Genomic DNA, 25,332 nt, shown 5'->3' with positions numbered 1-25,332 from the left:
CCGCCCTTATTCTTCTTGTTGCAAATACGGTCGCTGAAGGAGGGTTTACCCGCGTACCTTGATTACCTGCAACAGCGGCAAAAGTACCGCCATCTCCGGCCCACGCTCTTGCCCGGTCAGCGCCTTGCGCAACGGCATGAACAGACCCTTGCCCTTGCGACCAGTGGCCTCTTTTACGGCTTTGGTCCAACTGCCCCAAGTGTCCCCATCCACCTCGTCAGGCAGCAGCGCCATGGCCTCGGCAATAAAGTCACGATCTTCGTCATCAATCAGCGGCTCGGCCCCGTCGCGGCACAGGTCCCACCAAGCGCCCAGATCCCCCAGCGTGGTGATGTTGCCCCGTGCCATCAACCAAAACGCCTCGGCCAGATCACCCGGAACGCCAACACTTGCGACGGTCTCAGCCACGGCGTCCAGCGGCAGTGTCTGCAAGTAGTGCGCGGTCAGCGGGTACAGGTCCTGCTCGTCGAACTTGGTTGGAGCCGCACCAAAGCGGTTGATGTCGAACCCGTCGATCAGTTCAGCCATCTCAGTGCGCAGTTCCACCGGGTCAGACGACCCCAGACGCGCCATCAGCGACAGCAGAGCCATCGGCTGCACGCCAGCCTCGCGCAGGTCGCGCAGGGCCAGTGTACCCAGACGTTTCGACAGCGCTTCGCCCTGCGGGCCGGTCAGCAGCGAATGATGTGCAAAGCGCGGGCAGTCGCCGCCAAGCGCCTTGATGATCTGGATCTGGGTTGCGGTGTTGGTCACATGATCAGACCCACGCACAACATCCGTCACTCCCATTTCGGTGTCATCGACAACCGAAGCCAACGTGTAGAGCAATTGCCCGTCGCCACGGATCAGAACAGGGTCGGACACGCTGGAGGCGTCGATCGAAATGTCACCCAGAATGCCATCGGTCCATTCGATCCGCTCGTGATCCAGCTTGAAGCGCCACACTCCATTGCCACGCTCGGCACGCAAGGCGTCCTTTTCGGCATCCGACAGGTTCAGCGCAGCTCGGTCATAGACCGGCGGCTTACCCATGTTCAGTTGCTTCTTGCGCTTGAGGTCCAGCTCGGTTGGTGTCTCAAACGCCTCATAGAAACGACCCATTTCGCGCAGCTTGTCTGCGGCCGCGTTGTACTGTTCCAGCCGCTCGGACTGCCGCTCGACCCGGTCCCAGTGCAGACCCAGCCATTCCAGATCCTGCTTGATGCCGTCGACGTATTCTTCTTTCGACCGCTCAGGGTCGGTGTCGTCGATGCGCAAGATGAACGTGCCACCTGCCTTGCGGGCGATCAGGTAGTTCATCAGCGCAGTGCGCAGGTTGCCCACGTGAATGTAACCGGTGGGCGACGGGGCGAAACGAGTGGTGGTCATCAGCATCTCCTGTTGCCGCGTGCTGTGTCACAGGCCCGAGGTTTTGTCCAGTAGAGGACACATTGAACCACATTTGGAACGAAGAACAGGTTCAGGTCGGCTCGACCGGCCAATGGGTCGCCAGATCACGCAGCCCGGCGCGGATGAGGTCTGCCAATACGTCCAGGTCGATATCTGCCAGTTTGTTCACATAGAGACAGGATTTGCCGATCTTGTGCTTTCCAAGACGCGCCAAGATGTCCCCGAAATCCGCATAGCCCGGCATGATATAGATCGACAGGGCCGCTTTGCGCGGTGCAAATCCGGTGGCCAGAAAATCACCTTCGCGGCCCGACTTGTAGCGGTAATGATAGCGTCCATACCCAACGATCGCCTCGCCCCACATCACCGGCTGAAACCCGGTGACCTCACGAAACAGTTGGTCCAGTCGCGCGGCGTCTGCAGCCTTGGAGTCCGGCGTCACCCCAGCAATATAGGTAGCTACATCTGCGTTGGTGGGTTGGGTCTTGTTGGCGCTCATGTCTCCACTTTAGGCGTCAACAAACACCCAGACCAGCCCAAGCACACGCGAAGTTGATTGTCCTGTCACTCAACCGGACTAGCTTTGCCGATATTCGACCCGCACGTTGAAAGACCAACAAGGAGTGACCCGATGACCCTGAACCTGACCCGCCGTGCCGCACTGACCGGTGCCGCCGCCCTTCCGCTTGCTGCCGCTGCTTCGCCCTTGCTGGCAGGTGGACATGGCGGCAAAGCCCCTGCCCCGCTGGCGCATAGTTTCAAACTGGGCGATATGTCCGTGACAACGCTACTGGATGGCAGCGCCATGCGAGAAGGTCCAAAGGATCTGTTCGGCAAGGCCGCGTCGGATGAGGAATTCGCACAGATTTCTGCTGAGAACTTCGTTCCCGCCGACAGCGTACAGTTCTATTTCACCCCGACCGTGATCGACACCGGCAGCGAGATCATTCTATTCGACACCGGCCTTGGTCAGGGCGGCATTGCCAAGGCGATGGCGCAGGCAGGCGTTTCGGCAGATGCGATTGACGTCGTGGTGATCACCCACATGCACCCCGACCACATTGGTGGAATGATGACCGATGGCGCGCCGACGTTTCCGAACGCCCGCTACGTGACAGCAGCAGCCGAATACAACTTCTGGTCCAAGATGGAGGCCGGGAACCGCGTGGGTGACATGGTCGCCAAACTGGTCACTCCATTGGCCGAAAAGATGACTTTCATCAACGACGGCGACAGCGTTGCTTCAGGCGTGACCGCCGTGGCCAGCCATGGGCATACCCCAGGCCACACTTGCTTCATGCTGGAAAGCGGCGGGCGTCAGTTGTTGCTGACCGCTGACCTTGCCAACCACTATGTCTGGAGCTTTGCGCGCCCGGATTGGGCCTTCAGCTTTGATGCCTCGCCCGAGGATGCTGCCGCGTCGCGCCGTCGCGTTCTGGGCATGCTGGCCGCCGACAAGATCCCGATGATCGGCTATCACATGCCCTTCCCCGCCGCTGGTTACGTTGAAACCCGCGACGAAGGCTTCCGTTATGTGCCCGTGAGCTATCAGTTGATGGGCTGATACTCACACGGTGGCCCGCCAGTTGGGCCACCGGCTTTCTTAGTCTTTCCAAGTGCGCTCCAGAACGTCAAGCCAGTTGCGGTGACAGATCTTCTCGATCAATTCTTCACCAAATCCGACCTCTTGCATCGCGGACCTCAGAACACCCAGCCCGCTCGCGTCACCAATGGCCTCGGGCACCATGGCACCGTCAAAATCCGACCCAAGCGCCACGCCATTTTCACCCAAGAAACTCAGCATGTGCTCCAGATGCCGGATCATCTCGGCCACGGGAGTTTCAGCGACCATGCGACCGTCAGTGCGTAGCATGGCAGTGGCGTAGTTCAGGCCGACCACTCCACCGCTTTCCGCGATCGCCTCCAGCTGCTTGTCCGTCAAATTGCGGGAATGGGGACAGATGGCGTGTACGTTGGAATGGGTTGCCACAATTGGCGCATCTGTTGTGGAAGCCAGATCCCAAAATCCCGCCTCGTTCAGATGCGATACATCCAGCATGATACCCAGCTGGTTGCAGCGGCGCACCAAACTGTGCCCCGCGTCCGTCAAGCCTCCGCCAATGTCCGGTGTCGAGGGAAAACGAAACGGCACGCCCTCCGCAAAAATGGTTGGACGACTCCACACCGGCCCCAAAGACCGCAGCCCCGCTGCATGAAACGCGTCAAGTTCGGCCAGATCAGGCCCAATCGCCTCAGCGCCTTCCATGTGAAGGACGGCGGCCATCACCCCGTCTTCTACGCTCTCATTGATCTGTGAAACGCTTGTGCAAATCCGGACGAGGCGATGTTTTTCAAAAGTTCTTAGGATTTCGACTTGCTGCCATGCCACTGGACCTGCATCGCTGAGCTGCAACGGCGCAGGCAACGGCAGGTCATAGCCATACCCTTGCATGAGTTCGAGGATGTTTGGACCGTCCCCTCCGGAGGAGATATAGACAGCAAAGAACGCAGCACCCAAACCACCTGCTTTGGCCTTGGGGATGTCGATATGACCGTCCCAGCCGGACTCAAAAACCTCGGCAGGGTTTGGCAGAGACTGTGACAGCATCCTGCTTAGAACATCGTTGTGACCATCAAAGACAAAGGGCTGTGAATGCTGCATGGCGAACGGGTGACCTTTAATCTGTTGAACCGTAACGCCTTGTTCGTAACAATGGATGGCCCAACAGATCAATGTGAATGGTCACCTGATCAATGTCTGGCGTGTTTTTTAATAGCCAGGATCAGGCGCCACACGCGTGCCGTCCGTGAATCGCGACAGCCGGAACTCCCACGGATCCACCAGCGGGGTCGCACCTGTCACCAGATCGGCCATTAGACGCCCAGCGCCGGGGCCGATACCAAAGCCGTGGCCGGAAAACCCGGTCGCGATGTGCATGCCAGGCAGATCGACAACTTTCGAAATCACCGGGATCGCGTCAGGTGTCACGTCAATCATCCCGGCCCAACTTTGTACGATCTCGGCTTTGTCCAAAGCGGGAAACGCCTTGCGCGCATTGCTCCAGGCGTTGCGCAAAACCTTTTCTGACGGCTCCGGGTCCAGGATGCGGCAATGTTCGAACGGGGACACGTCCGTCGACAACCACCTGCGATCTTGCCGGGCTTCTTCCAGCCAGCGTTTGGACAGACGAAATCTTAGCGAACGCCATTCCTGACGGAACGCTGGCAGGAATGACCATGCCAACCGCAGGCTGTCCGGCACCAGATCCACGGTGTTTTCGTGGCCCGAGGCGATAGTATACCCCCCGTCCGCCCGCTTGCGGATGGCGAACTTGTCAGACCACATCGCAACTTCGGGTCCATCTTTGATCGGCGACGTGCGCATAACCGTGTTCAGAACTTTAAGCTGCGGCAATTCAATTCCGGTATTTCCAGCAAAGAGCCGCGACCACGCACCCCCGCCAGCACCACCTGATCGCAGGTCACGCGGCCACGCTCGGTCACAACTCCGGCAATCTGACCGCCCTGGACATCGACTGCCCGGACGGCGCAGCTTGTCAGGATCGATGCACCCCGGTCACGAGCACCCTCGGCGATTGCTGAGCGCGACCAATTGTGGCTCTGCACGGCCATCGCCGGGCATGAGTAAGCCACCGGAAAAGGGAGTTCGGAGTCCGGGAAAACCTCGCCCAAAGTGTCTTTGGTCAGAATACGCTCGCCAACCTGCAAACCCGCCACGTGTTCAGCCCAACGCTCCAATTCGGTCAGTGACCGTTTACCTGAAGCGCCAAACAAAATGCCGGATTGGGTGTATCCCGTTGACCGACCCAAACGCCCGTCCAGCCCTTCCCATAACCTGATGGCTTCGACCATCAACGGAATTTCACGTGGGTCGCGCATTCCCAATCGCACCCAGCCCCAGTTGCGCGAGCTCTGCTCGGCCCCGATCTGGCCTTTTTCACACAGCAGAACCGAAACGCCGCGTTCAGCCAATTCCAAGGCTGTTGATACCCCGATAATGCCGCCACCGATTACGACGACGTCAACATTCTTAGGCAGAGCTAGGTCCGAATAAAACTCGGTCAGGCGGGGTCCGGGCATGGCTGGATTATCATTTCTGGCAACTCACGCGATATGGAGGGTGAATTGGATCCGAAACAAGTGCTGCGCACATCTTTCCCGACACTGTGGTCAGGAAGACTCAGTCCGAAAGTGATCCGTTGTCACGCCAGTGGTTTGCTATCGGATAACGTCTGTCCAACCAAAAAGCCCTACGACTCAAACGCGCGCCCGGGGCAGATTGAAATCGTTTGTATTCGCTGATCAGCACAAGGCTCTCGATCTTGCGGACCTCATCCAGATCAAACCCGGCTGCTACACAGTCGGCGATCGAACCGTCCTGATCGATCAGAATTTCCAAAATTGCATCCAACACCGAATAGTCCGGCAGGCTGTCGCTGTCTTTTTGATCTTCACGCAATTCAGCACTGGGTGGTTTATTCAGGATCGATTGCGGAATCACTTGCCCGGATGGCCCTTGCATCCATACGCGGTGGTTCAGGTTGCGCCAGCGGCAGGTCTCGAACACCCGGGTCTTGTAAAGATCCTTGATCGGGTTGTAGCCCCCATTCATATCGCCATAGATCGTGGCATACCCTACCGCGACCTCGGATTTGTTGCCGGTGGTCAACAGCATCTCTCCAAATTTGTTGGAGATCGCCATGAGCAACAAGCCACGCAATCGGGATTGGATGTTTTCCTCGGTCAAACCCGGCTTAGTGCCCGCGAAAAGCGGTGCGAGCGTATCGGTCACGGCCGCACGGCTATCGCCGATCGGGACAGTGTCAAAAGGCGTGCCCAAGGCATCAACGACCGATTGAGCGTCGGAAAGTGAGGTTTGGCTCGTAAACTCAGACGGCAGCATCACGCACCGCACGTTGTCAGCACCCAAAGCATCGACAGCGAGGGTGGCGACCAGGGCGGAATCCACGCCTCCCGACAAACCAATCACAACTTTTGAAAACCCGGTTTTGCGAGTGTAGTCCCGAAGCGCTTCGACCATCACGCGATAATCCTGCTCGATCTCGGGTGGTTGGTTTGCTTTGTTGGCATCAACGACGCGCCAACCATGCCCTCCGCGCTCGAGATCGATATGGTCCAACACTTCATCGAACACAGGAAACTGTGCAGCCAGATGACCGCCTGGATTCAATGCAAAACTACCGCCATCAAACACCTGATCATCCTGACCACCCACCATGTTCAGATAAATCAGTGGTAATCCCGTCTCGACCACGCGGGCCACCATGTGGCTGAGCCGAATGTCATGTTTGCCACGGAAATAAGGCGAGCCATTGGGGATGAGCAGAAATTCGGCTCCGGTTTCCTCCAGCGTTTCGGCGACATCTTCGTGCCATGCATCTTCGCAAATCGGCGATCCAATGCGCACGCCGTTGACCGAAAAAGGACCAGCGATCGGCCCGGGTTCAAACACCCGTTTTTCGTCGAACACGGCTTCGTTTGGCAAATGATGCTTGAGGATCACCGCCGAGATGTCCCCATTTTGGAGAACCAGATAGGCGTTGAACACCTTTCCGTCTTCGACCCAGGGGGCGCCGATGGCAAGTGCGGGGCCGTCTCGGAAATCGCGCGCCAATTCCAGAACCTGCTCTTTGGCAGCTTTTTGAAACGCAGGCTTTAAAACAAGATCCTGAGGATTGTAGCCGACCAGAAACATTTCCGGCAGCGCCACGAGGTCCGAACCCGCGTCCCGGGCCGTGTTCCATGCGACTCGGGCTCGATCGGCATTGCCTTTCAAATCCCCCACAGTCGGGTTCAACTGCGCCACTGTTATTCGGAAACGGTCTGCCATCTACGTTCTCAATTTCATCGTTGCTTACGGCGATGTAGCAGATCATGAGCGGGTGAAAACCCAGATGCGGCAAAAGGCGTTGCTCATGAGCGCGACCTGACATAATTTTGTGTTGCCAGCCGCGTGGTTGGCCGAACAAAGGGCAGGCAGAGCACAAATGAACAAGATCCGTACAGCGACCATCGTTGTTTCCGCACTGACCCTTACCACGGCGGTTTGGGCACAGGATGGTCAGATCCTGACCACACAGGATGACATTGGCGGCGTCTACGAAGGAACTTTCCGCGGGGGCTTGCAGCACGGAACCGGCACCTATCGCCTGCCCAACGGATACGAATACACCGGCGAATGGATCGACGGTGAAATCAAGGGGCGGGGTGTCGCACGTTTTCCCAACGGATCCGTTTTCGAAGGTGAGTTTTCAAAAGGAAAACCCGAGGGATTGGGCCGCATCACATTTTCGGATGGCGGCACCTATGAGGGTGAATGGAAAGACGGTGTCATAAATGGTCAAGGCGTCGCTGTTTACGCCAATGGCGTGCGCTACGAGGGCAGCTTTCTCAATGCCCAGCATCATGGCAAAGGCATCATGCAAAGCCCCGGCGGATACATCTACGAAGGCGACTGGTTCGATGGGCAGAAACAAGGACAAGGCAAGGTTACCTATCCTGACGGCGCAGCCTATGAAGGCGCAATCAAGAACGGGCAACGTCACGGTCAGGGAACACTGACCTTGCCGGACGGGCTGATTTACGTCGGCCTCTGGGCAGATGGGCAAATCAGCGGGCAAGGAAGGCTGACGCAACCCAATGGGGATGTTTATGAAGGTGATCTGATTGCTGGGCGGCGTGAGGGAAGCGGCAAAGTCACCTATGCCAACGGGGATGTCTATGAAGGCCAATTCGCAGACGATCGCCGTGAAGGCATCGGCACATTCACTGGAACCGACGGTTACATTTACATCGGCAGTTGGGTTGCAGGTCAGATCGAAGGGCACGGTAAGGTAACTTACCCTGACGGTTCGGTCTACGAAGGTAATTTTCGAGGCGATCTTGCAGACGGCCTGGGGAAAATCACCTACCCTGACGGGTCAACCTATGAAGGCGACTGGGTCGCCGGTGTGATTGAAGGGATGGGAACCGCTACTTTTACTAACGGTGTTGTCTACAAAGGCGATTTCAAGAATGCCAAGAATGACGGTTACGGTGTCATGACCTACGCCGACGGGTATCGCTACGACGGCGAATGGAGGTCTGGCGTACGCCATGGCCAAGGTCAGGCAACTTACCCGGATGGTTCTGTTTACACAGGGCAATTCACCGATGGTCAGCGGGAAGGAACCGGAGAAATCGTTATGGCCAGCGGCTTCAAATACCAGGGCGCGTGGTCGGGTGGGAAAATCTCGGGCTACGGTGTGGCAACCTACGCCAACGGCGACGTGTACGAAGGCAACTTCCTGAACGGCAAACGCCAGGGCAAAGGCACCATGCGCTATGCCAGCGGACAAGAGGAACAGGGCGACTGGGAAAACGGTGCACTGAAAACCGACAACGCTTCGGACGGGTAAACGTCAGGCTGGGCTAAGGTGCAGCAAGCGTCCGCGCATAGCCAACGCCGCCACAAACACCAACACCAGCAGCGCTGTTGTCAGGGTGGTCGTATCCAATCCGATCAGATCAACTGATGCGCCCATGACAAACGTCCCCAACGTGGCCAGCCCCCAGAACGCCGTCTGTTCGACAGAGATCAACACCCCGCGTGTCCTGGTCGGGCAATTGTGGATGTATTTACCATAGACCATCGCCTTGCCGACCTTGACGCTGCCCAGGATCATCACGACAAGACATAAGGCTTGGAAACTGCCAACCATTGTCAGCGTGGTCAGCATCACGGCATAGCCGCCCCACACTGCCAGAGACACCAGACCCGGCTTAGAAATGCGTCTGGAATGTCGGCCCGTTATCGCGGTGGCCGAAATCGCCCCGATCCAGCTGGCGATGTTCACCAGTGCGATCAAATCCCCATATTCGGGAAAGCGTTCTCGAAGGGTCAGCGGCCACAGGATGTACCCTGTTGGCACGATCAGAAGCCCTAACATGGCGCTGGACAGCAGGATGTCAAAATTCTCGGGGCAGGCGCGATAGTGCCGCCATATCCGCGACCAGGGTGGTCCCTCGACCGATGTTTGGACCTTTGGATGCGCCTCGTTTTTCAGCAAATGTTTGCGCAGGAAAGCAACGCTCAGCAACATCAGCACACCGTTGACGACAAACCCACCAAACGCCGCCAGCAACGGCAGCAGCAACCCGGTGATCGTACCACTCAGCTTTGCCAGATTATGCGCCGTGGCTGCCAACAACCCGTTTTCATAGGCAGTGCCCCTCCCTGCCTCTGGGATAAACGTGTCAATCGCCGGATTCTGACACCGCACTGACCACACCTGCCGCCACGCAATAGGCAAAGAACAGCACCGGCACAAACCCGACCATGTGGTCCAGCGCACCATATCCGATCAACAACACCCCAAAAAGCGTCGTTGATCCGATGTAACTCACCCCTGCCCCGATGCGATCCGTCAGCATCCCTCCGGCAATCGTGAACACCAGAAACGGAGAAAGGACCAGCGCTTGATAGAACCCGATCTCACTGGCCGACAGCCCCGCGTGAAAAGTCATGTACCAGGTGAACAGAACCGTCTGCAGCCCCTCACCCCAATGCCAGAATCCATAGGCACGAAAGAAGGGACTGCGGAACATGATGTCTCCTTTATCTGAATTCTCAGATGCGATATTATTATGTATCATAATTTTTGATCCAAAATTCAGATGAGTCAATGACGAATACCTCACCTCGCCAAACTACGCCCATCATCGGGGCGCGCATGCGCGAACTGCGCAAAGCACGCAGTCTGACCCTGAAGCAACTAGCGGGTGAAACCGGCCTGTCGGTAGGGTACCTTAGTCAGCTGGAGCGGCAGGACGCTGACCCTTCCATTCGCGCTCTCAATGTGATCGGCAAAGCGCTTGGGGTGGGCATCAACTGGTTCTTTCCAGACCCTGCAACCGAAGCAGACCCCGAGGCCGAACTGATAGTAAGGGCCAACCGTCGTCGGGCGCTAAGGTTCTCATCCGGCTTGAAAGACGAGTTGCTCAGCCCCTCTTTGTCAGGTCAGTTGGAACTGGTTCTGACCACGTTCGAACCCGGCGCCAGCTCGGGCGAGGAACTGTTTTCGCACAAGGGCGAAGAGGCTGGATATGTCGCTGAAGGGCAGCTGGAGGTGACGGTGGACGATCAGACCTATCTGCTCGGACCCGGTGACACGATCCAATTCGCCTCGACCCGTCCGCATCGCTATCACAACCCCGGCCCGGACAAGACCGTACTCGTGTGGGCCGTCACGCCGCCGCACTATTAGAGTCAAACTTTTTCGCCTGCCGAGAGACGGGCAAGAAAGACTTCGGCATCGGCAAGAATCTGTGCCCGCTTGTCTGGGTCCATCTTTCTCCACGTCCGGTACATGTTGCCCATGCGTTGGTTCGTCTCGAACCGCGACTTATGGCGCTCCAGAAAATGCCAATACAGCAAATTGAACGGGCACGCGTCCTGTCCCGTCTTAGTCGCCACCGAATACGCGCATGTCTTGCAATAGTCAGACATGCGATTGATATATGCACCACTAGAGACGTACGGTTTGGACCCTACCACTCCGCCGTCTGCAAACTGGCTCATCCCGATGGTATTCGGTGCCTCGACCCACTCGAAAGCATCTGCATAGACAGCCAAGTACCATTCGTGCACCTGCGCGGGATCGACACCCGCCAACAATGCAAAATTACCGGTTACCATCAGCCGTTGAATGTGGTGTGCGTACGCCTCATCCTTGGTCTGCTCAACAGCCTGCGACAGGCAATTCATGCGCGTCTCGCCCCCCAATAGAGCGTCGGCAAAGGGAGGTCGTGTTTCAAGGCGTTCCGGGTAACGTATTCGGGTCCTTGCAAAAAATAGATCCCCCGCACGAATTCTCGCCAACCAATGACCTGCCGAATGAAACCTTCGGCTGCATTGATCGGAACGTCGCCCGCCTCCCACGCGTCTTTGACACGTCGACAAACTGAAAGCGGGTCCAATAACCCGATGTTCAGGTACGGTGACATAACGGCGTGAAACAAAAACCGCTCATCAATGACCATTGCGTCCTGAAAGTCTCCGAACGAGGACAATGCGTGGGTGATAAAGTGCTCGAATGCAGCTTCGGCTTGCGCTTGATCCGTGGCAAACCAAAACGGTCTGAGCGTTCCAAAGTTTTTACCAAACCGCTGTTCAACCAGATCAAGAACCTCGTTGGTTATGCTATCTGGTTCAAACCGCAGGGGTTCGGGCGGCTGCACCCCTTTTGGCAAGGTTTTGCGATTATCTGCGTCGAAATTCCATTTCCCGCCAGCGGGCTTGTCCCCCTCCATCATCAAGCCGGTTTTGCGCCGCATATCGCGATAGAAATATTCCATGCGCAACTGTCGGCGGCCAATGGCCCAAGCTTCAAAGTCTTCGCGGCTGGCAACAAATCGATCATCCGCGAGAAATCGGAGCATCAGAGGTATTTCCCGAAGAGCCTGAATCAGCCGCCATTCTCCGGGCGATGTGACCAAAACTTCGGTCGCCTCCATTTCTTGAGCGCGACGCAACAGTTCGCCGCCGATAGAGCCGCTATTGCTTGGATCCTCGAGTTTTGTATAGGCCACGGTCCATCCGTCTGCCTCAAGCCTCAAGGCAAACTTGCGCATTGCTGTAAGGATCAGCGCAATCTTTTTGGGATGATGTGGAACGTACTCGGCCTCAGCCAAAACCTCTGCCATGACGACAATGTCAGTTTTCTTGTCCGCTTGACGCAATGCGGAAAGATAGGACGACAGTTGATCCCCAAGAACCAGAACTAAACGCGTCACCAAGGCACCGCCCAGCCGGTCCAATCATAAAATCCGCCAGTCTGCTCGGGATGCAGCCCTTCGATAACAGCAAGCAGGTTCGCTGCAGCCACTTCCGGTGAAACCGCTGGATTTCGACCAAGATACTTTCTGGTAAAATCAGTCGCCACGGTACCCGGATGGAGACTGACACACACAGACTCCTTGTGTGTGCGGGCAAGTTCGATGGCTGTGGTATGTACAATCTGGTTCACGGCCGCTTTCGCAGCGCGGTAGCTGACCCAGCCACCCAATCGGTTGTCTCCAATCGACCCCACCCGCGCGGACAACACGGCCAAAACCGCCTGCCGGTCGCGTGGCAGCAACCGGGATGCGTGCCGCAAGACCAGAGCAGGACCAACCGCGTTTACTGCGAACTGATCCATCATCGCCTTTGCTGTGACCGCGCGAACTGTCTTTTCCGGAGCAGCGCCATCGATTTCCAATGCCCCCGAGGTCACTAGGATCAGATCAAACGGCCCCTCTATTCCGCTTAGCACGCGCTCAACCGCCTCGGGGTCGGTCAAATCCAACCCGTCTTCGGACCGCGAAAGCTGCGCGACAGACACGTCGCGGGCTTTCAACTCTGCGACAACTGCCCGCCCGATCCCGCCGGACGCTCCAATGATCAATGCACGTTTCATTTCTACGGAACTAGCTGACACGCAACCAACTTCAAATTTCCATTCGTCCGAAAGGACAGAAATTGCGTCGCACCCGGCTGTGGCACAGGGCCCGCGCATTTTACCCTTTCCATTCCAAAAACGGTCTGTATAAACTTTCCCTATGATCAACCACGCACATAATTCGACCTTCACCGCTGACTGCGGTGCGTCGTTGCGTGGCCTACTGATCCTAATCCGCCTCTGAGCGTGCCATCCGGCGCGCCCGCTCAGAGGAGGCAGCCCGCGCGCCAAATGGCTTTAGGACAGATACGAAAGATACCAAAATGACCAATATTCCTGACCAAGATCGCGTCGTGATCTTTGACACCACGCTTCGTGATGGCGAGCAAAGCCCCGGCGCGACCATGACCCATTCGGAAAAGCTCGAGATTGCGGGGCTGCTGGATGAGATGGGCGTCGACATCATCGAGGCCGGTTTTCCGATCGCATCCGAAGGTGATTTCAAGGCCGTGTCCGAGATCGCGATGAACTCCAAAAACAGCCGCATCTGCGGTCTGGCCCGTGCGAATTACGCTGATATCGACCGCTGCTGGGAGGCCGTAAAACACGCCGAAAAGAACCGCATTCACACCTTCATCGGCACATCACCGCTGCACCGTGCGATCCCGAACCTGACCATGGATGAGATGGCCGACAAGATCCACGAGACGGTCACCCACGCGCGCAACCTGTGCGAAAACGTGCAGTGGTCGCCGATGGATGCAACGCGGACTGAATGGGACTATCTCTGCCGCGTGGTCGAAATTGCGATCAAGGCCTAGCGCAACCACGATCAACATTCCCGACACGGTGGGCTACACCGCTCCGGTCGAGAGCGCCGATTTGATCCGAAACCTGATCGAAACTGTGCCGGGCGCGGATGAGGTAGTCTTTGCCACCCACTGCCACAACGACCTTGGCATGGCGACCGCGAACTCGCTGGCCGCTGTTGCGGGTGGCGCGCGTCAGATCGAATGCACCATCAACGGCCTGGGCGAACGTGCGGGCAACACCGCGCTCGAAGAGGTCGTGATGGCCCTGAAAGTTCGCAATGACATCATGCCCTGGCACACGGGCATCGACACCAAAAAGCTCATGCACATCTCGCGCCGCGTTGCGACTGTGTCGGGTTTCCCGGTGCAGTTCAACAAGGCCATCGTCGGCAAGAACGCCTTTGCGCATGAATCCGGCATCCACCAGGACGGCATGCTCAAGAACAAGGAAACGTTCGAGATCATGCGCCCAGAGGATGTGGGCCTTGCAGGCACCTCGCTGCCGCTTGGCAAACACTCGGGCCGCGCCGCGCTGCGCGACAAGCTGGAAACGCTTGGGTTCGAGGTGGGCGACAACCAGCTCAAGGATATCTTTGTTCGGTTCAAGGAACTGGCCGACCGCAAGAAAGAGGTGTTTGACGATGACGTCGTCGCGCTGATGCGTTCGGGTGAGGATGCGGAAAACGATCATCTGCAACTGGTATCGATGAAAGTGGTCTGCGGCACTGGTGGCCCTGCGGAATCCACCGTCGAGATGGAGATCGACGGCAAGGACGTCGATGCGACGGAGCATGGCGATGGCCCGGTTGATGCAACCTTCAAGGCCATCCGCACGCTCTATCCCAACACTGCGCGCCTGCAGCTGTATCAAGTGCACGCCGTAACTGCGGGTACCGACGCACAAGCCACCGTGACTGTACGTCTGGAAGAGGACGGCGTGATCGCCACGGGCGAATCCGCCAACACCGATACCGTCGTAGCTTCGGCCCGCGCATATATTAATGCGCTCAACCGTTTGATCGTGCGCCGCGAAAAGTCGGGCCCAGGTGTGGATGCCCGCGAAATCTCGTACAAGGACGTGACCTGACCTATAGGTCACTGATCAAAGAAAGGGCGGCTCAGAAGAGCCGCCCTTTCTATTTCCCCAACTGACTTACTGCCAGTAGTAGAACGTGAGATCGACCTTTCCGGGTTCGACCAGCGAATATTCAAACACCGGATCGCTATACAGGTCATTTGATCCCGAAATAGCGTAACCTTCGGTCGGCAAGTAGTTCTCGTCATAGTTCAACTCATAATCACCATTTTCGTCATGGATGGCGACGAGAGCGTAGTAGTTGTTGTTTAGATCCGGGAAATCCAGCCGTTGCGGATAGGTGCTCATGCGGCGTCTCAAGGTAGCCAACCGCGTTTTGGTAATCCATGTTCGCAAAGGGTTCGGCCTGATCGAACACCATGACAATCAGATTTCCGGTATCGTTGCGCGCGCCGTGCAGGTTGACGGTCAAACCCGCGTCCGAGGTTGCGCCCGAAGTTGAAACCGAGGCGTCCGGCAGGTCTACGGCAAAGCCCGTGGCGAGCCATGCGCCGCCCACAAACAGAGCGGCTGTCGCCATGGCGGCGGTGATGCGTTGTACGTTGGATGGCATCTGTGCTGTCCTTATGGCTTATTCTGCAGGCGGGGTGTCTTTGCGGTTTTTCGGCTGCCAGCCCGGTGGGCCAAAGAAGACCCCCAGCTTGTTCATGAACCCCGGCATGTTCCAGACATCTTTTGCAAGGCGCGTGAACCCGTGGAAAAAGGCCACAAATGGGTTGATCGAGTCGATCGGTTTGACGAGGCCATAAACCACCTCTTCCTCTTCCTCTTCAAAGGTGCCGAACATACGGTCCCAAATGATGAAGATCCCAGCATAGTTCTTATCCAGATATTTGGGATTCGAACCGTGGTGGACACGGTGATGCGACGGCGTGTTCATGATCATCTCGATCGGTTTCCACAGTTTGCCGATCACCTCGGTGTGCAGCGCGGTCTGGTAGAGCTGCACCAGCAATTCCACCACCAGGATCAGGATCGGGTTGAAGCCCAGCAAAACCAGCGGCAGGTGGAAGAACAGGGGCCAGAAGCCATCCAACGGTCCGTGGCGGTAGGCCACAGAGATGTTGAAGAAGGGCGAGCTGTGATGCACCGAATGGGTTGCCCAGAGAAAATTGATCCGGTGCAGGATCCGGTGCTCCCAATAATAGGCAAGGTCGGCCAGAACCAGCGCAATCAGAAAAGAGGCCCATGTTGTCGGTATCTCGAACACCGCAAATTGGGCGGCATAGAAATATGCGCCGACATAGAAAGCAGCCATGCCCAGAAAGGTGATGCCGATGAAGAATGCGAGAGTAATGAAGTTGGTCACAGTGTCACCAACCATTTCCCAGTTCAGCCGCTTGACCACCGCATAGCGGATTAATTCAAACGCCAAGAATGCAAGGGCGAAGACGAGAAACCACTCGTCGATGAAGGTTTCCCAATGTGTCAGCTGAAAGTCGCTGATATATTGACTGAGGAAGTCCATAGCGTATCCCGTTCGTCAGATAGAGTTTTGCTGTCATTTATGACAACTTAATTAGTGAACGCTCTCTCTAATGCAATAGCAAACATGCTTTTGTAAGTAAAAATCTTGCGAGAACCTGATGCGCGAAGGCAAAAAGTAGAAACCATTGTCCAAAATTGCATATTTCGGAGATGGCAGAGCAGTTCCGACACAAAACCATGCAGGAACTGGCGGAAACGCGCTGTTTCCGATGATTCTCTACTTTCGCCCTCCCCTTTGGACGCCTATAAGATCATCGTCCCGCGCCATCAGAGTCGCGGTACCAATCGGCAGCTCTCAGCAGGATCACGCGTAAATGTCAGTGTTTGGAAATCTCGGCGGCTTGTTCACATCGGACATGGCCATTGACCTCGGCACTGCCAACACACTGGTCTATGTCAAAGGCCGCGGGGTCATTCTGTCAGAGCCATCCGTTGTGGCCTATCATGTCAAAGATGGTGTAAAAAAGGTTCTCGCCGTAGGTGAGGACGCCAAGCTGATGCTGGGTCGGACACCGGGAAGCATCGAAGCAATCCGACCAATGCGCGAGGGTGTGATTGCCGACTTTGATACTGCCGAAGAGATGATCAAACACTTCATCCGTAAAGTGCACAAGCGTTCGACATTCTCCAAACCCAAGATCATCGTTTGTGTCCCGCACGGGGCCACCCCGGTCGAGAAGCGAGCGATTCGCCAGTCGGTTTTGTCCGCTGGCGCCCGCCGCGCCGGCTTGATCGCCGAACCGATTGCAGCGGCCATCGGTGCGGGCATGCCGATCACCGATCCCACCGGCAACATGGTTGTCGACATCGGCGGCGGAACAACCGAAGTTGCGGTCCTGTCTCTGGGTGACATCGTATACGCCCGTTCAGTCCGTGTTGGCGGCGACCGGATGGACGAAGCGATTATCAGCTACCTACGCCGTCAGCAGAACTTGCTGGTGGGCGAATCCACGGCCGAACGCATCAAGACTTCGATCGGCACCGCCCGGATGCCCGACGACGGACGCGGAAGTTCAATGCAAATTCGCGGACGTGATTTGCTCAACGGTGTGCCGAAAGAAATCGAGATTAGCCAGGCCCAGGTTGCCGAGGCTCTGGCTGAACCGGTACAGCAGATCTGTGAAGCAGTGATGACTGCGCTGGAGACAACTCCGCCCGACCTGGCCGCCGATATTGTCGATCGCGGCGTCATGCTAACCGGCGGCGGTGCTTTGCTGGGTGATCTGGATCTGGCCCTGCGTGAGCAGACTGGCTTGGCCGTGTCGATTGCTGACGAAAGCTTGAACTGTGTGGCACTCGGCACCGGCAAAGCGCTGGAATACGAAAAGCAACTGCGCCACGCGATTGACTACGACAGCTAAGGGGCGCACCCTTCAGGGCACAACGAGTTCAGGACCAAGCGCGCGCCGAAAGGGAGTCCCGTGGCCAAGGATCGTTCACAGCGCGAAGACTACACCGCCCCATTGCGCAGGTTGTTGCTTGGGGTCTTGTTGCTGTGTTTACTCGGTATTTTCCTTGTCTGGCGGATCGATAGCCCACGGGTCGAACGTTTCCGGGCGCAGGTAACGGATAAAGTCGTTCCATCCATGGATTGGGCCATGGTTCCGGTCACTGCCACCATCAACCTGTTTCGTGACTTCCAAAGCTACCAGAGGCTTAGTGAACAAAACCGTGAACTGCGAAGCGAATTGCGACAGATGCGCGCCTGGAAAGAGGCTGCCCTGCAATTGGAACAGGAAAACGCTCGTCTGCTGGACCTCAACAACGTGCGTCTTGATCCACAGCTGACCTACGTGACCGGCGTTGTAATGGCTGATAGCGGCTCGCCGTTTCGCCAGTCGGTGTTGCTGAACGTGGGCGCTCGTGACGGGATTGTTGACGGTTGGGCGACCATGGATGGCATAGGCTTGGTGGGGCGCATTTCCGGTGTCGGTCAAAATACGGCCCGCGTGATCTTGCTGACTGACGCGACCAGTTCCATTCCAGCAACGATCCAACCTTCGGGTCAAACCGCTTTGGTTGCCGGAGACAACACAGCGGCACCTGTGGTGGATTTTCTGGAAAACCGAGAACTCATCAAGGCCGGCGACCGGGTAATTACGTCCGGCGACGGAGGTGTCTTTCCCGCTGGACTTCTGATCGGGCAGATCGCTCAGGACCCTTCGGGGCGTTTGCGTGTACGTCTTTCTGCCGACTACGAACGCCTCGAATTTCTGCGTGTCATCAGGCATTTGGGCAATGAAGAAATTAAGTCACCCGGCGATATCGTGACAACGGATCCGGTCGATGACACAAACGTCGAGATCGTGGATGACGAAGAGGCGGCCGATGGATAGCCTTTTGCCTTCGCGTTTATGGGTGATGCGTATCCTGTATTTTGGGTTGGCTTTGCTGATCCTGTTCTTTCACCTGCTGCCTCTTGGAACGTTGCCCAGTCGTTGGGCGCCGCCTGATCTGTTGCTTGCCTTCACTTTTGCCTGGACCTTGAGGCGTCCAGACTACGTTCCGCTTCTTTCTGTGGCCATTGTCATGCTCATGGCCGATTTCATGCTGCAACGCCCACCTGGTTTGTTGGCGGCCTTGATTGTGGCCGGAACTGCCTACCTACGCAATTGGTCAGCGGGCTTGAGCGATGCAAGTTTTCTGGGAGAGTGGGCTTCGGTTGGTCTGGTACTGGTGTCGGTTATGGTTCTGAACCGAATGATCCTCGGGCTCACCGCTGTTGAACAAGCGCCGCTTTGGCTGGTGCTGATACAATTGGTGCTGACTGTTGTACTGTACCCCATCGTGGTTTTTGTCACCCAGAACCTGTTCGCTGTACGCAAATTGACGCCCGCTGATGCCGACGTCTTGGGAGGCCGGTCATGAAACGCAACCCAAGAGACGTCGAAGGTACGCACCGCAAACTGACCCGTCGAGCCCTGTTGCTGGGCGGCGTTCAAGCCGCATTTGTTGGCGGTTTGGCAATGCGGATGCGGTACATGCAGGTTGATCAGGCTGACCAATTCCGTCTTTTGGCTGAAGAAAACCGTGTCAACATTCGCCTCATCCCGCCAACCCGAGGAGAGCTGTTCGACAGAAACGGCAATATTCTAGGTCAAAACATCCCGCTGTATCGCATCATCATGGTGCGCGAAGATGCGGGTGACGTGGACAAGGTTATCTCGGATTTGTCCAAGCTGGTGCCACTTGATCCCGAGGAATTGGATCGTGCTCGCGCTGAGATGCGCCGGTCACCGCCGTTTCTACCGATCACCATCGCCGAGCGCGTGACTTGGGACGATATATCAAAGGTTGCGGTCAATGCCCCGGCCTTGCCTGGCATCACGCCAGAGGTTGGCCTGACCCGGGTCTACCCTCAAGAGTCGGACTTTGCGCATGTCGTGGGCTATGTCGGCCCGGTCAGCGACTATGATCTTAGCCAGATCACCGACCCGGAACCCGTTTTGCGCATCCCTCGATTTCAGATTGGTAAGGTGGGCATTGAGGCCAAGCGCGAGAGCCTGTTGCGCGGCAAGGCCGGCGCCAAGCGGGTCGAAGTCAATGCCACTGGACGGGTGATGCGGGAACTGGGTCGGCGCGAAGGCCAACAAGGATCTGACCTGCAGCTATCGGTCGACGCGGATTTGCAGGAGTATGTCCAAGCCCGTTTGGGCAACGAAAGCGCCTCGGCCGTGGTGATCGATTGCGAAAGCGGTGATTTGCGGGCGATCTCTTCTGCTCCGTCATTCGACCCGAACCTGTTCGTTCGTGGGATTTCAGTTGCCGACTATCGGAAATTGACCGAGGACCCTTATCGTCCACTTGCAAACAAATCGGTCCAGGGTACTTATCCACCCGGCTCAACGTTCAAGATGATCACGGCCATGGCTGCACTGGAAGCGGGACTGACCGGACCAGATGACACTGTATACTGTCCAGGCTATCTCGAAGTTGGCAGCCGAAGATTTCACTGTTGGAAACGCGGTGGCCACGGACACGTCGATTTGCAAAACTCGCTAAAACGCAGCTGTGACGTTTACTACTACGACGTCGCTTTGAAAGTTGGGATCGATAAGATTTCAGAGATGGCCCGAAAGTTTGGGCTAGGCGTCAGGCACGATCTGCCGATGTCTGCCGTGGCCAGCGGACTGGCGCCAAATCGTGAATGGAAATCGCGAGTTCACGGGCAAGACTGGCTGGTAGGCGACACAGCAAATGCCTCAATCGGCCAAGGCTTCATGCTGGCCTCGCCATTGCAATTGGCGGTGATGACCGCTCGGATTGCAACAGGCCGCAGCGTATCCCCGCGCCTGGTCAAATCCATTGACGGCGTCGAACAGCCAACGGGTGCCGAGCGAAACCATGGACGTACAGGAGAGCAACCTGCGAAAACTGCGGCGAGCGATGTACTCGGTCAGCAACGATCGCCGCGGTACTGCTTATGGTAGCCGGATCATTGACGATGCCTTTCGAATGGCTGGAAAGACGGGTACAAGCCAGGTTCGCAACATTACCACTGCCGAACGCGCCGCAGGCGTAATCCGCAACGCAGATTTGCCCTGGGAACGTCGAGACCATGCGCTATTTGTGAGCTTTGCCCCGTATGATAACCCAAAATTTGCGATATCCGTCGTGGTGGAGCACGGCGGCGGTGGATCCAAAGCCGCTGCCCCTGTCGCGCGAGACATCATGCTTCAGGCACTCTATGGAGGAACGCCCCCGCTGGAGGCTTATCCCAGCAAAGACCGTGGCCGCATCGAGGCCCAGCAAGAGCGCATGAAGCGCCAGCGCCGCCCGCGTGCCCGGACCGATGAAAAGGACCGCGCATGAGTTATCTTGAATATACGGTCAAGTCGACGCCCACGGGCCTGCGCAAGGTGTTCTACATGAACTGGGCATTGACCGTGCTGCTGATCAGTGTGGCGGGCATCGGGTTCCTAATGCTTTATTCGGTGGCAGGCGGATCGTTCACTCCATGGGCCGAACCGCAGATGAAGCGTTTTGCGCTTGGCCTTGCTGTCATGATGTTTGTGGCCATGGTTCCAATTTGGTTTTGGCGCAATATGGCTGTGGTGGCTTATCTGATCTCGATCATCCTGTTGATATCCGTTGAGTTTTTTGGGACCGTCGGCATGGGTGCACAACGTTGGATCGACATTGGCTTCATGCGATTGCAACCCTCGGAGTTAATGAAAATCACACTGGTGATGCTTCTGGCAGCCTATTATGACTGGTTGCCTGGCAACAAGACCTCGCGCCCGTTCTGGGTTCTAATGCCGGTGATCATGATCCTCTTCCCAACCTTCTTAGTGCTGCGGCAACCAGACCTTGGCACCTCGATCCTGCTGATGACTGCGGGCGGCGGATTGATGTTCCTTGCCGGAGTTCACTGGGCCTATTTCGCGGCAGTTGTTGCGGCAGGTGTGGGGCTTGTCACCGCCGTATTTCAAAGCCGTGAGACCGACTGGCAGCTGCTCAAGGACTATCAATATCGTCGGATTGACACGTTCCTTGATCCCTCCTCGGACCCTCTCGGCGCGGGCTACCACATCACTCAATCCAAGATCGCGCTTGGTTCAGGTGGCTGGACGGGGCGCGGGTTCATGCAAGGGACGCAGTCGCGTCTGAACTTTTTGCCCGAGAAGCACACTGACTTCATCTTTACGACATTGGCCGAAGAGTTCGGCTTCGTAGGCGGTTTCTCCCTGCTGGGTCTCTACAGCCTGATCATCTTCTTCTGCATCTTTACAGCGCTTGCCACGAAAGACCGGTTCTCTTCTTTGGTCACGCTAGGCATTTCGATCAACTTCTTCCTGTTCTTTGCTGTCAACATGTCGATGGTCATGGGGCTTGCGCCGGTCGTTGGCGTGCCGCTGCCAATGGTCAGCTATGGCGGTTCAGCCATGCTGGTATTGATGGTTGCATTTGGCCTGGTACAAAGTGCGCATATCCACCGACCTCGTCTGGGATCCTGACATCATGACCACAAACATCCTGTTCGCCGCCAAGGCTGAGCGTTGGACGACCTATGAGCAACCTTTGACCAAAGCCTTGACGGACGCGGGCGTGGACTTCGATCTGCGAACCGAGTTTGCGCCGGAGGCCGTGGACTACATCGTCTATGCGCCCAACAGCAATGTTCAGGACTTCACTCCCTATTCAAGGCTGCGTGCGGTTCTGAACCTTTGGGCGGGGGTCGAGGACGTGGTTGGCAACGGCACCCTGACTGTGCCGCTAACGCGGATGGTGGACCACGGGCTGACTCAGGGCATGATCGAATGGGTGATGGGACACACGCTGCGCTATCACCTTGGAATCGATGGCCACATCCACGGCCAAGACGGGATCTGGCGCAATGAAGCCCCGCCCTTAGCTCAGGATCGCAAAGTCACCGTTCTGGGCCTCGGGGCCTTGGGGGCAGCCGTGGCGCAGGCCCTGGCCGGTTTGGGGTTCGATGTTACGGGGTGGAGTCGGTCCGCCAAGGAAATCAACGGAATCCGCTGCGAAAGCGGGCCGCAAGGTCTGCGGGCGGCACTATCAGAGGCAGAGATTGTGGTTCTACTGTTGCCGAACACACAGGCGACCGAAAACACACTGGATGCAGACGCGCTGAGACTGATGCCGAATGGCGCTTGTATCATCAATCCGGGCCGAGGTCCTTTGATCGACGACGACGCCCTGCTCGTGGCCTTGGACAGCGGCCAGATCGCCCACGCGACCCTGGATGTTTTCCGCGTCGAGCCCTTGCCCGCCGAGCACCCCTATTGGGCGCACCCCCAAGTGACGGTGACACCCCACATCGCATCCGAGACCCGCGCCAACACAGCCAGCCAGGTCATCGCGGAAAACATCCGCCGCGACCTGAACGGTGAGCCTTTGTTGCATGTCGTGGATCGGTCCCTCGGATATTAACCCGTCGATTCAGCTTCGGGGGTGCTCCGGCCCGTCGTCGATGTTTCTTACGAAACATCTCCTCCCGTTGGGCCAGGCTCACGCGGGCAAAGCCCGCGTGAGCCTGGCCCCCTGCCGACCGCAGGACGCAAGGTCGATAGACCGCGCAGTTAGGCTGCGATGAGACCGCGCCCTTTGAGCAGTGCCTCAACACCCGGCAGCTTGCCCCGAAACGACAAGTAAAGTTCTTCAGCCTCGCGCGAGCCGCCGGTGGACAGGATGTGCGTCTCAAGCGCTTTGGCCCGCTCCTCGTCAAACGCACCACTCGCTTCTTCAAAAGCGGCAAAGGCGTCTGCATCCATCACTTCGGACCACATGTAACTGTAGTAGGCCGAGCTATAGCCATCGCCCGCAAAAACGTGGGCGAACTGCGGTGTTGCGTGACGCATCCCGATGGCGTGGGGCATGCCGATCCGGTTCAACACCTCAGCCTGTTTGACCATCGGATCAGCAGGCGCGTCCCCATCGTGGAACTCCAGATCCACCAGCGCCGAGGCGACATATTCCACCGTCTGGAACCCCATATCGAAATTCGCGGCCCGAAGCACCTTGTCCAGCATTTCCTGCGGCATCGGCGCGCCTGTGTCGGCATGAGTGGCGAACTCGGCCAGGACCTCGGGCACTTCGAGCCAGTGCTCATAAAGCTGACTGGGCAGTTCGACGAAGTCACGCGCCACGGATGTGCCTGAAATGCTTTCATAAGTAACGTTCGATAACATCTGATGCAGGGCGTGGCCAAACTCGTGGAACAGGGTGCGTGCATCATCATAGGACAAAAGCGCCGGATCGCCCTTGGCGAAATTGCAGACGTTGATCACGATGGGCGCCTGTACCTTCGGGAACTTGGCCTGAGCGCGCATGGCACTGCACCATGCGCCCGAGCGTTTGGAACCCCTGGCAAAGTAGTCGCCTATGAATACAGCCACATGTTCGCCATTCCGGGTGACTTCCCATGCGCGGCAGTCTTCGTGGTAGAGCGGGATATCCAGCGGGACAAAATCCAAGCCAAACAGGCGGTTGGCGCAGGCAAATGAGGCCTCGATCATGCGGTCTAGTTGCAGGTAGGGTTTGAGTTCGGCCTCGTCCAGATCATGTTCAGCCTTGCGGCGTTTCTCTGCATAATAGCGCCAATCCCAAGCTTCGAGCGGGCCATTGACGCCGTCCACCTGCATCATCTGAGTCATGATTTCCGCATCTGCATCGGCCTGTGCCTTGGCGGGTTCCCAGACCTGCATTAGCAGATCGCGCACGCGCTCGGGCGTGCGCGCCATTTCGGTTTCCAGCTTGTAGGTGGCGAAGTTATCATAGCCCAATAGATGCGCTCGTTCCTCACGCAGTTTCAGCGTCTCGGCCGCAATCTCGCGATTGTCCGTCTCGCCGCCGTTGGCGCCGCGCGCGGCCCAGGCCTTGTAGGCCACTTCGCGCAGGTCGCGGCGAGGCGAGAATTGCAGGAAGGGCACGATGATAGAACGCGACAGGGTCACGACAGGGCCGTCGACTCCCTTCTCTGCCCCAGCGGCGCGGGCAGCATCGACGACGAACTCAGGCAAACCGTCGAGATCGTCCTCGGTCAGTTCCATGAACCATTCACGCTCGTCCGCAAGCAGGTTTTGGGTGAAAGATGTCCCCAAAGTGGCAAGTCGCGCTTTGATCTCTTGCATGCGGGTGTCATCGGCGCCTTCCAGCGCGGCACCGGCGCGAACAAAGCCGCGATGGGTCAGCATCAGGACACGGGACTGCTCTGGCGTCAGGGTCAGATCATCTTTGCCCGCCCAGAGGTCTGCCACGCGGCGAAACAGCGCCTTGTTCGATGAAATTGCTGAAAAATGTGCCGCCAGCTTTGGCGAGAAATCTCGCTGCAACTCTTCGCGCTTGGGGTTGCTGTCGGCCCCCGCGACTGTGAAGAACACCGAAAGCACCTTGTCGAGCGCCTCACCCGCCGCCTCCATCGCGCCGATGGTGTTGTCGAAATCGGGGGTTTCGGTGTTTTTGGCAATGGCCTCGATCTGCTCGAGGTGAGCTGTCAGCGCTGCGTCCAGAGCCGGGGCAAAATCATCATCGCTGATGGCATCGAACGGCGCGATTTCAAAAGGGGTTTGCCACTCGGCAAGGATCGGGTTGGTCATGGGTGTCTCCTTTGCGCTCAAGCTAGGTG

General features: G+C 57.3%; 19 protein-coding genes and 4 pseudogenes. 10 read left to right on the top strand and 13 right to left on the bottom strand.

Annotation, left to right across the window (positions count from 1 at the left end; genetic code table 11):
- Window positions 1-45: 45 nt before the first annotated feature.
- Both gltX and ACZ1HE_RS05630 read right to left on the bottom strand, forming a co-directional pair.
- Window positions 46-1,368: a glutamate--tRNA ligase gene (gene gltX, locus ACZ1HE_RS05635; protein ID WP_472619904.1), complete on the bottom strand. Its 1,323-nt coding sequence runs from the start codon at window positions 1,366-1,368 to the stop codon at window positions 46-48.
- A 91-nt stretch (window positions 1,369-1,459) separates the two neighbouring features.
- Window positions 1,460-1,888: a DUF1801 domain-containing protein gene (locus ACZ1HE_RS05630; protein ID WP_472619903.1), complete on the bottom strand. Its 429-nt coding sequence runs from the start codon at window positions 1,886-1,888 to the stop codon at window positions 1,460-1,462.
- Window positions 1,889-2,020: 132 nt separating this feature from the next.
- Between ACZ1HE_RS05630 and ACZ1HE_RS05625 the strand changes: the two genes are divergently transcribed.
- Window positions 2,021-2,953, top strand: a complete 933-nt coding sequence (locus ACZ1HE_RS05625) for an MBL fold metallo-hydrolase (RefSeq protein WP_472619902.1) — start codon at window positions 2,021-2,023, stop codon at window positions 2,951-2,953.
- Between the two features lie 39 nt (window positions 2,954-2,992).
- Here the strand turns inward: ACZ1HE_RS05625 and ACZ1HE_RS05620 are convergent, their stop codons facing one another.
- The 3 genes and pseudogenes from ACZ1HE_RS05620 to ACZ1HE_RS05610 form a co-directional block, all read right to left on the bottom strand.
- Window positions 2,993-4,051 (bottom strand): dipeptidase, encoded by a 1,059-nt coding sequence (locus ACZ1HE_RS05620; protein WP_472619901.1) that lies wholly within the window; start codon window positions 4,049-4,051, stop codon window positions 2,993-2,995.
- Between the two features lie 108 nt (window positions 4,052-4,159).
- Window positions 4,160-5,490: pseudogene (locus ACZ1HE_RS05615) on the bottom strand (NAD(P)/FAD-dependent oxidoreductase).
- Window positions 5,491-5,590: 100 nt separating this feature from the next.
- Complete coding sequence (locus tag ACZ1HE_RS05610) at window positions 5,591-7,261, bottom strand: NAD+ synthase (protein WP_472619900.1); 1,671 nt, start codon at window positions 7,259-7,261, stop codon at window positions 5,591-5,593.
- Window positions 7,262-7,418: 157 nt separating this feature from the next.
- On the opposite strand from ACZ1HE_RS05610, the gene ACZ1HE_RS05605 reads away from it, so the two are divergent.
- The gene (locus ACZ1HE_RS05605; RefSeq protein WP_472619899.1) at window positions 7,419-8,828 is read left to right on the top strand and encodes an MORN repeat-containing protein; all 1,410 of its coding nucleotides are present in this window, start codon (window positions 7,419-7,421) and stop codon (window positions 8,826-8,828) included.
- 3 nt (window positions 8,829-8,831) lie between these two features.
- Here the strand turns inward: ACZ1HE_RS05605 and ACZ1HE_RS05600 are convergent, their stop codons facing one another.
- Complete coding sequence (locus ACZ1HE_RS05600) at window positions 8,832-9,692, bottom strand: MFS transporter (RefSeq protein ID WP_472619898.1); 861 nt, start codon at window positions 9,690-9,692, stop codon at window positions 8,832-8,834.
- Window positions 9,667-10,017 (bottom strand): hypothetical protein, encoded by a 351-nt coding sequence (locus ACZ1HE_RS05595; protein WP_472619897.1) that lies wholly within the window; start codon window positions 10,015-10,017, stop codon window positions 9,667-9,669. The genes ACZ1HE_RS05600 and ACZ1HE_RS05595 overlap by 26 nt, the downstream gene beginning before the upstream one ends.
- Before the next feature lie 77 nt (window positions 10,018-10,094).
- On the opposite strand from ACZ1HE_RS05595, the gene ACZ1HE_RS05590 reads away from it, so the two are divergent.
- Window positions 10,095-10,676: a helix-turn-helix domain-containing protein gene (locus ACZ1HE_RS05590; RefSeq protein ID WP_472619896.1), complete on the top strand. Its 582-nt coding sequence runs from the start codon at window positions 10,095-10,097 to the stop codon at window positions 10,674-10,676.
- Window positions 10,677-10,678: 2 nt separating this feature from the next.
- Here the strand turns inward: ACZ1HE_RS05590 and ACZ1HE_RS05585 are convergent.
- Together ACZ1HE_RS05585 and ACZ1HE_RS05580 are read right to left on the bottom strand one after the other, a co-directional pair.
- A pseudogene (locus tag ACZ1HE_RS05585) lies at window positions 10,679-12,207 on the bottom strand (cryptochrome/photolyase family protein).
- Window positions 12,201-12,866 carry an SDR family NAD(P)-dependent oxidoreductase gene (locus tag ACZ1HE_RS05580; protein ID WP_472619895.1) on the bottom strand — a complete coding sequence of 222 codons (666 nt, stop codon included), beginning with the start codon at window positions 12,864-12,866 and terminating at the stop codon, window positions 12,201-12,203. The pseudogene ACZ1HE_RS05585 and the gene ACZ1HE_RS05580 overlap by 7 nt, the downstream one beginning before the upstream one ends.
- A gap of 305 nt (window positions 12,867-13,171) precedes the next feature.
- On the opposite strand from ACZ1HE_RS05580, the pseudogene ACZ1HE_RS05575 reads away from it, so the two are divergent.
- Window positions 13,172-14,747 (top strand): annotated as a pseudogene (locus ACZ1HE_RS05575) (2-isopropylmalate synthase).
- Window positions 14,748-14,813: 66 nt separating this feature from the next.
- Here the strand turns inward: ACZ1HE_RS05575 and ACZ1HE_RS05570 are convergent.
- Genes ACZ1HE_RS05570 through ACZ1HE_RS05560 form a run of 3 tightly spaced genes read right to left on the bottom strand, consistent with a single transcriptional unit; the run spans window position 14,814 to window position 16,224 of the window.
- Window positions 14,814-15,044: a DUF2141 domain-containing protein gene (locus tag ACZ1HE_RS05570; protein WP_472619894.1), complete on the bottom strand. Its 231-nt coding sequence runs from the start codon at window positions 15,042-15,044 to the stop codon at window positions 14,814-14,816.
- Window positions 14,971-15,309 (bottom strand): hypothetical protein, encoded by a 339-nt coding sequence (locus tag ACZ1HE_RS05565; protein ID WP_472619893.1) that lies wholly within the window; start codon window positions 15,307-15,309, stop codon window positions 14,971-14,973. The genes ACZ1HE_RS05570 and ACZ1HE_RS05565 overlap by 74 nt, the downstream gene beginning before the upstream one ends.
- Before the next feature lie 18 nt (window positions 15,310-15,327).
- Window positions 15,328-16,224 carry a sterol desaturase family protein gene (locus ACZ1HE_RS05560; RefSeq protein ID WP_472619892.1) on the bottom strand — a complete coding sequence of 299 codons (897 nt, stop codon included), beginning with the start codon at window positions 16,222-16,224 and terminating at the stop codon, window positions 15,328-15,330.
- Window positions 16,225-16,558: 334 nt separating this feature from the next.
- On the opposite strand from ACZ1HE_RS05560, the gene ACZ1HE_RS05555 reads away from it, so the two are divergent.
- From ACZ1HE_RS05555 to ACZ1HE_RS05530, 6 genes and pseudogenes are all read left to right on the top strand, one after another.
- Entirely contained in the window at window positions 16,559-17,605 is a 1,047-nt protein-coding gene (locus ACZ1HE_RS05555; RefSeq protein ID WP_472619891.1) for a rod shape-determining protein, read from the top strand.
- A gap of 60 nt (window positions 17,606-17,665) precedes the next feature.
- A complete protein-coding gene (gene mreC / locus ACZ1HE_RS05550; protein ID WP_472619890.1) occupies window positions 17,666-18,580 on the top strand; it encodes a rod shape-determining protein MreC in 915 nt (304 codons plus the stop codon).
- The gene (locus ACZ1HE_RS05545; protein WP_472619889.1) at window positions 18,573-19,112 is read left to right on the top strand and encodes a rod shape-determining protein MreD; all 540 of its coding nucleotides are present in this window, start codon (window positions 18,573-18,575) and stop codon (window positions 19,110-19,112) included. The genes mreC and ACZ1HE_RS05545 overlap by 8 nt, the downstream gene beginning before the upstream one ends.
- Window positions 19,109-21,056, top strand: a pseudogene (gene mrdA / locus ACZ1HE_RS05540) (penicillin-binding protein 2). Before ACZ1HE_RS05545 ends, mrdA begins: the two are co-directional and overlap by 4 nt.
- Window positions 21,053-22,201: a rod shape-determining protein RodA gene (gene rodA, locus ACZ1HE_RS05535; protein ID WP_472619888.1), complete on the top strand. Its 1,149-nt coding sequence runs from the start codon at window positions 21,053-21,055 to the stop codon at window positions 22,199-22,201. The pseudogene mrdA and the gene rodA overlap by 4 nt, the downstream one beginning before the upstream one ends.
- A 4-nt stretch (window positions 22,202-22,205) precedes the next feature.
- Window positions 22,206-23,138 carry a 2-hydroxyacid dehydrogenase gene (locus tag ACZ1HE_RS05530; protein WP_472619887.1) on the top strand — a complete coding sequence of 311 codons (933 nt, stop codon included), beginning with the start codon at window positions 22,206-22,208 and terminating at the stop codon, window positions 23,136-23,138.
- 149 nt (window positions 23,139-23,287) lie between these two features.
- Here the strand turns inward: ACZ1HE_RS05530 and ACZ1HE_RS05525 are convergent, their stop codons facing one another.
- On the bottom strand, window positions 23,288-25,303 hold the full coding sequence (locus ACZ1HE_RS05525; protein ID WP_472619886.1) for a M3 family metallopeptidase: 2,016 nt from the start codon (window positions 25,301-25,303) through the stop codon (window positions 23,288-23,290).
- Window positions 25,304-25,332 lie beyond the last annotated feature (29 nt).

The sequence above is a fragment of the Falsiruegeria sp. JB4-1 genome, from assembly GCF_055693495.1.
Note: the sequence above shows the minus strand (reverse complement) of the source record. Positions and strands in the feature narration are given on the sequence as shown.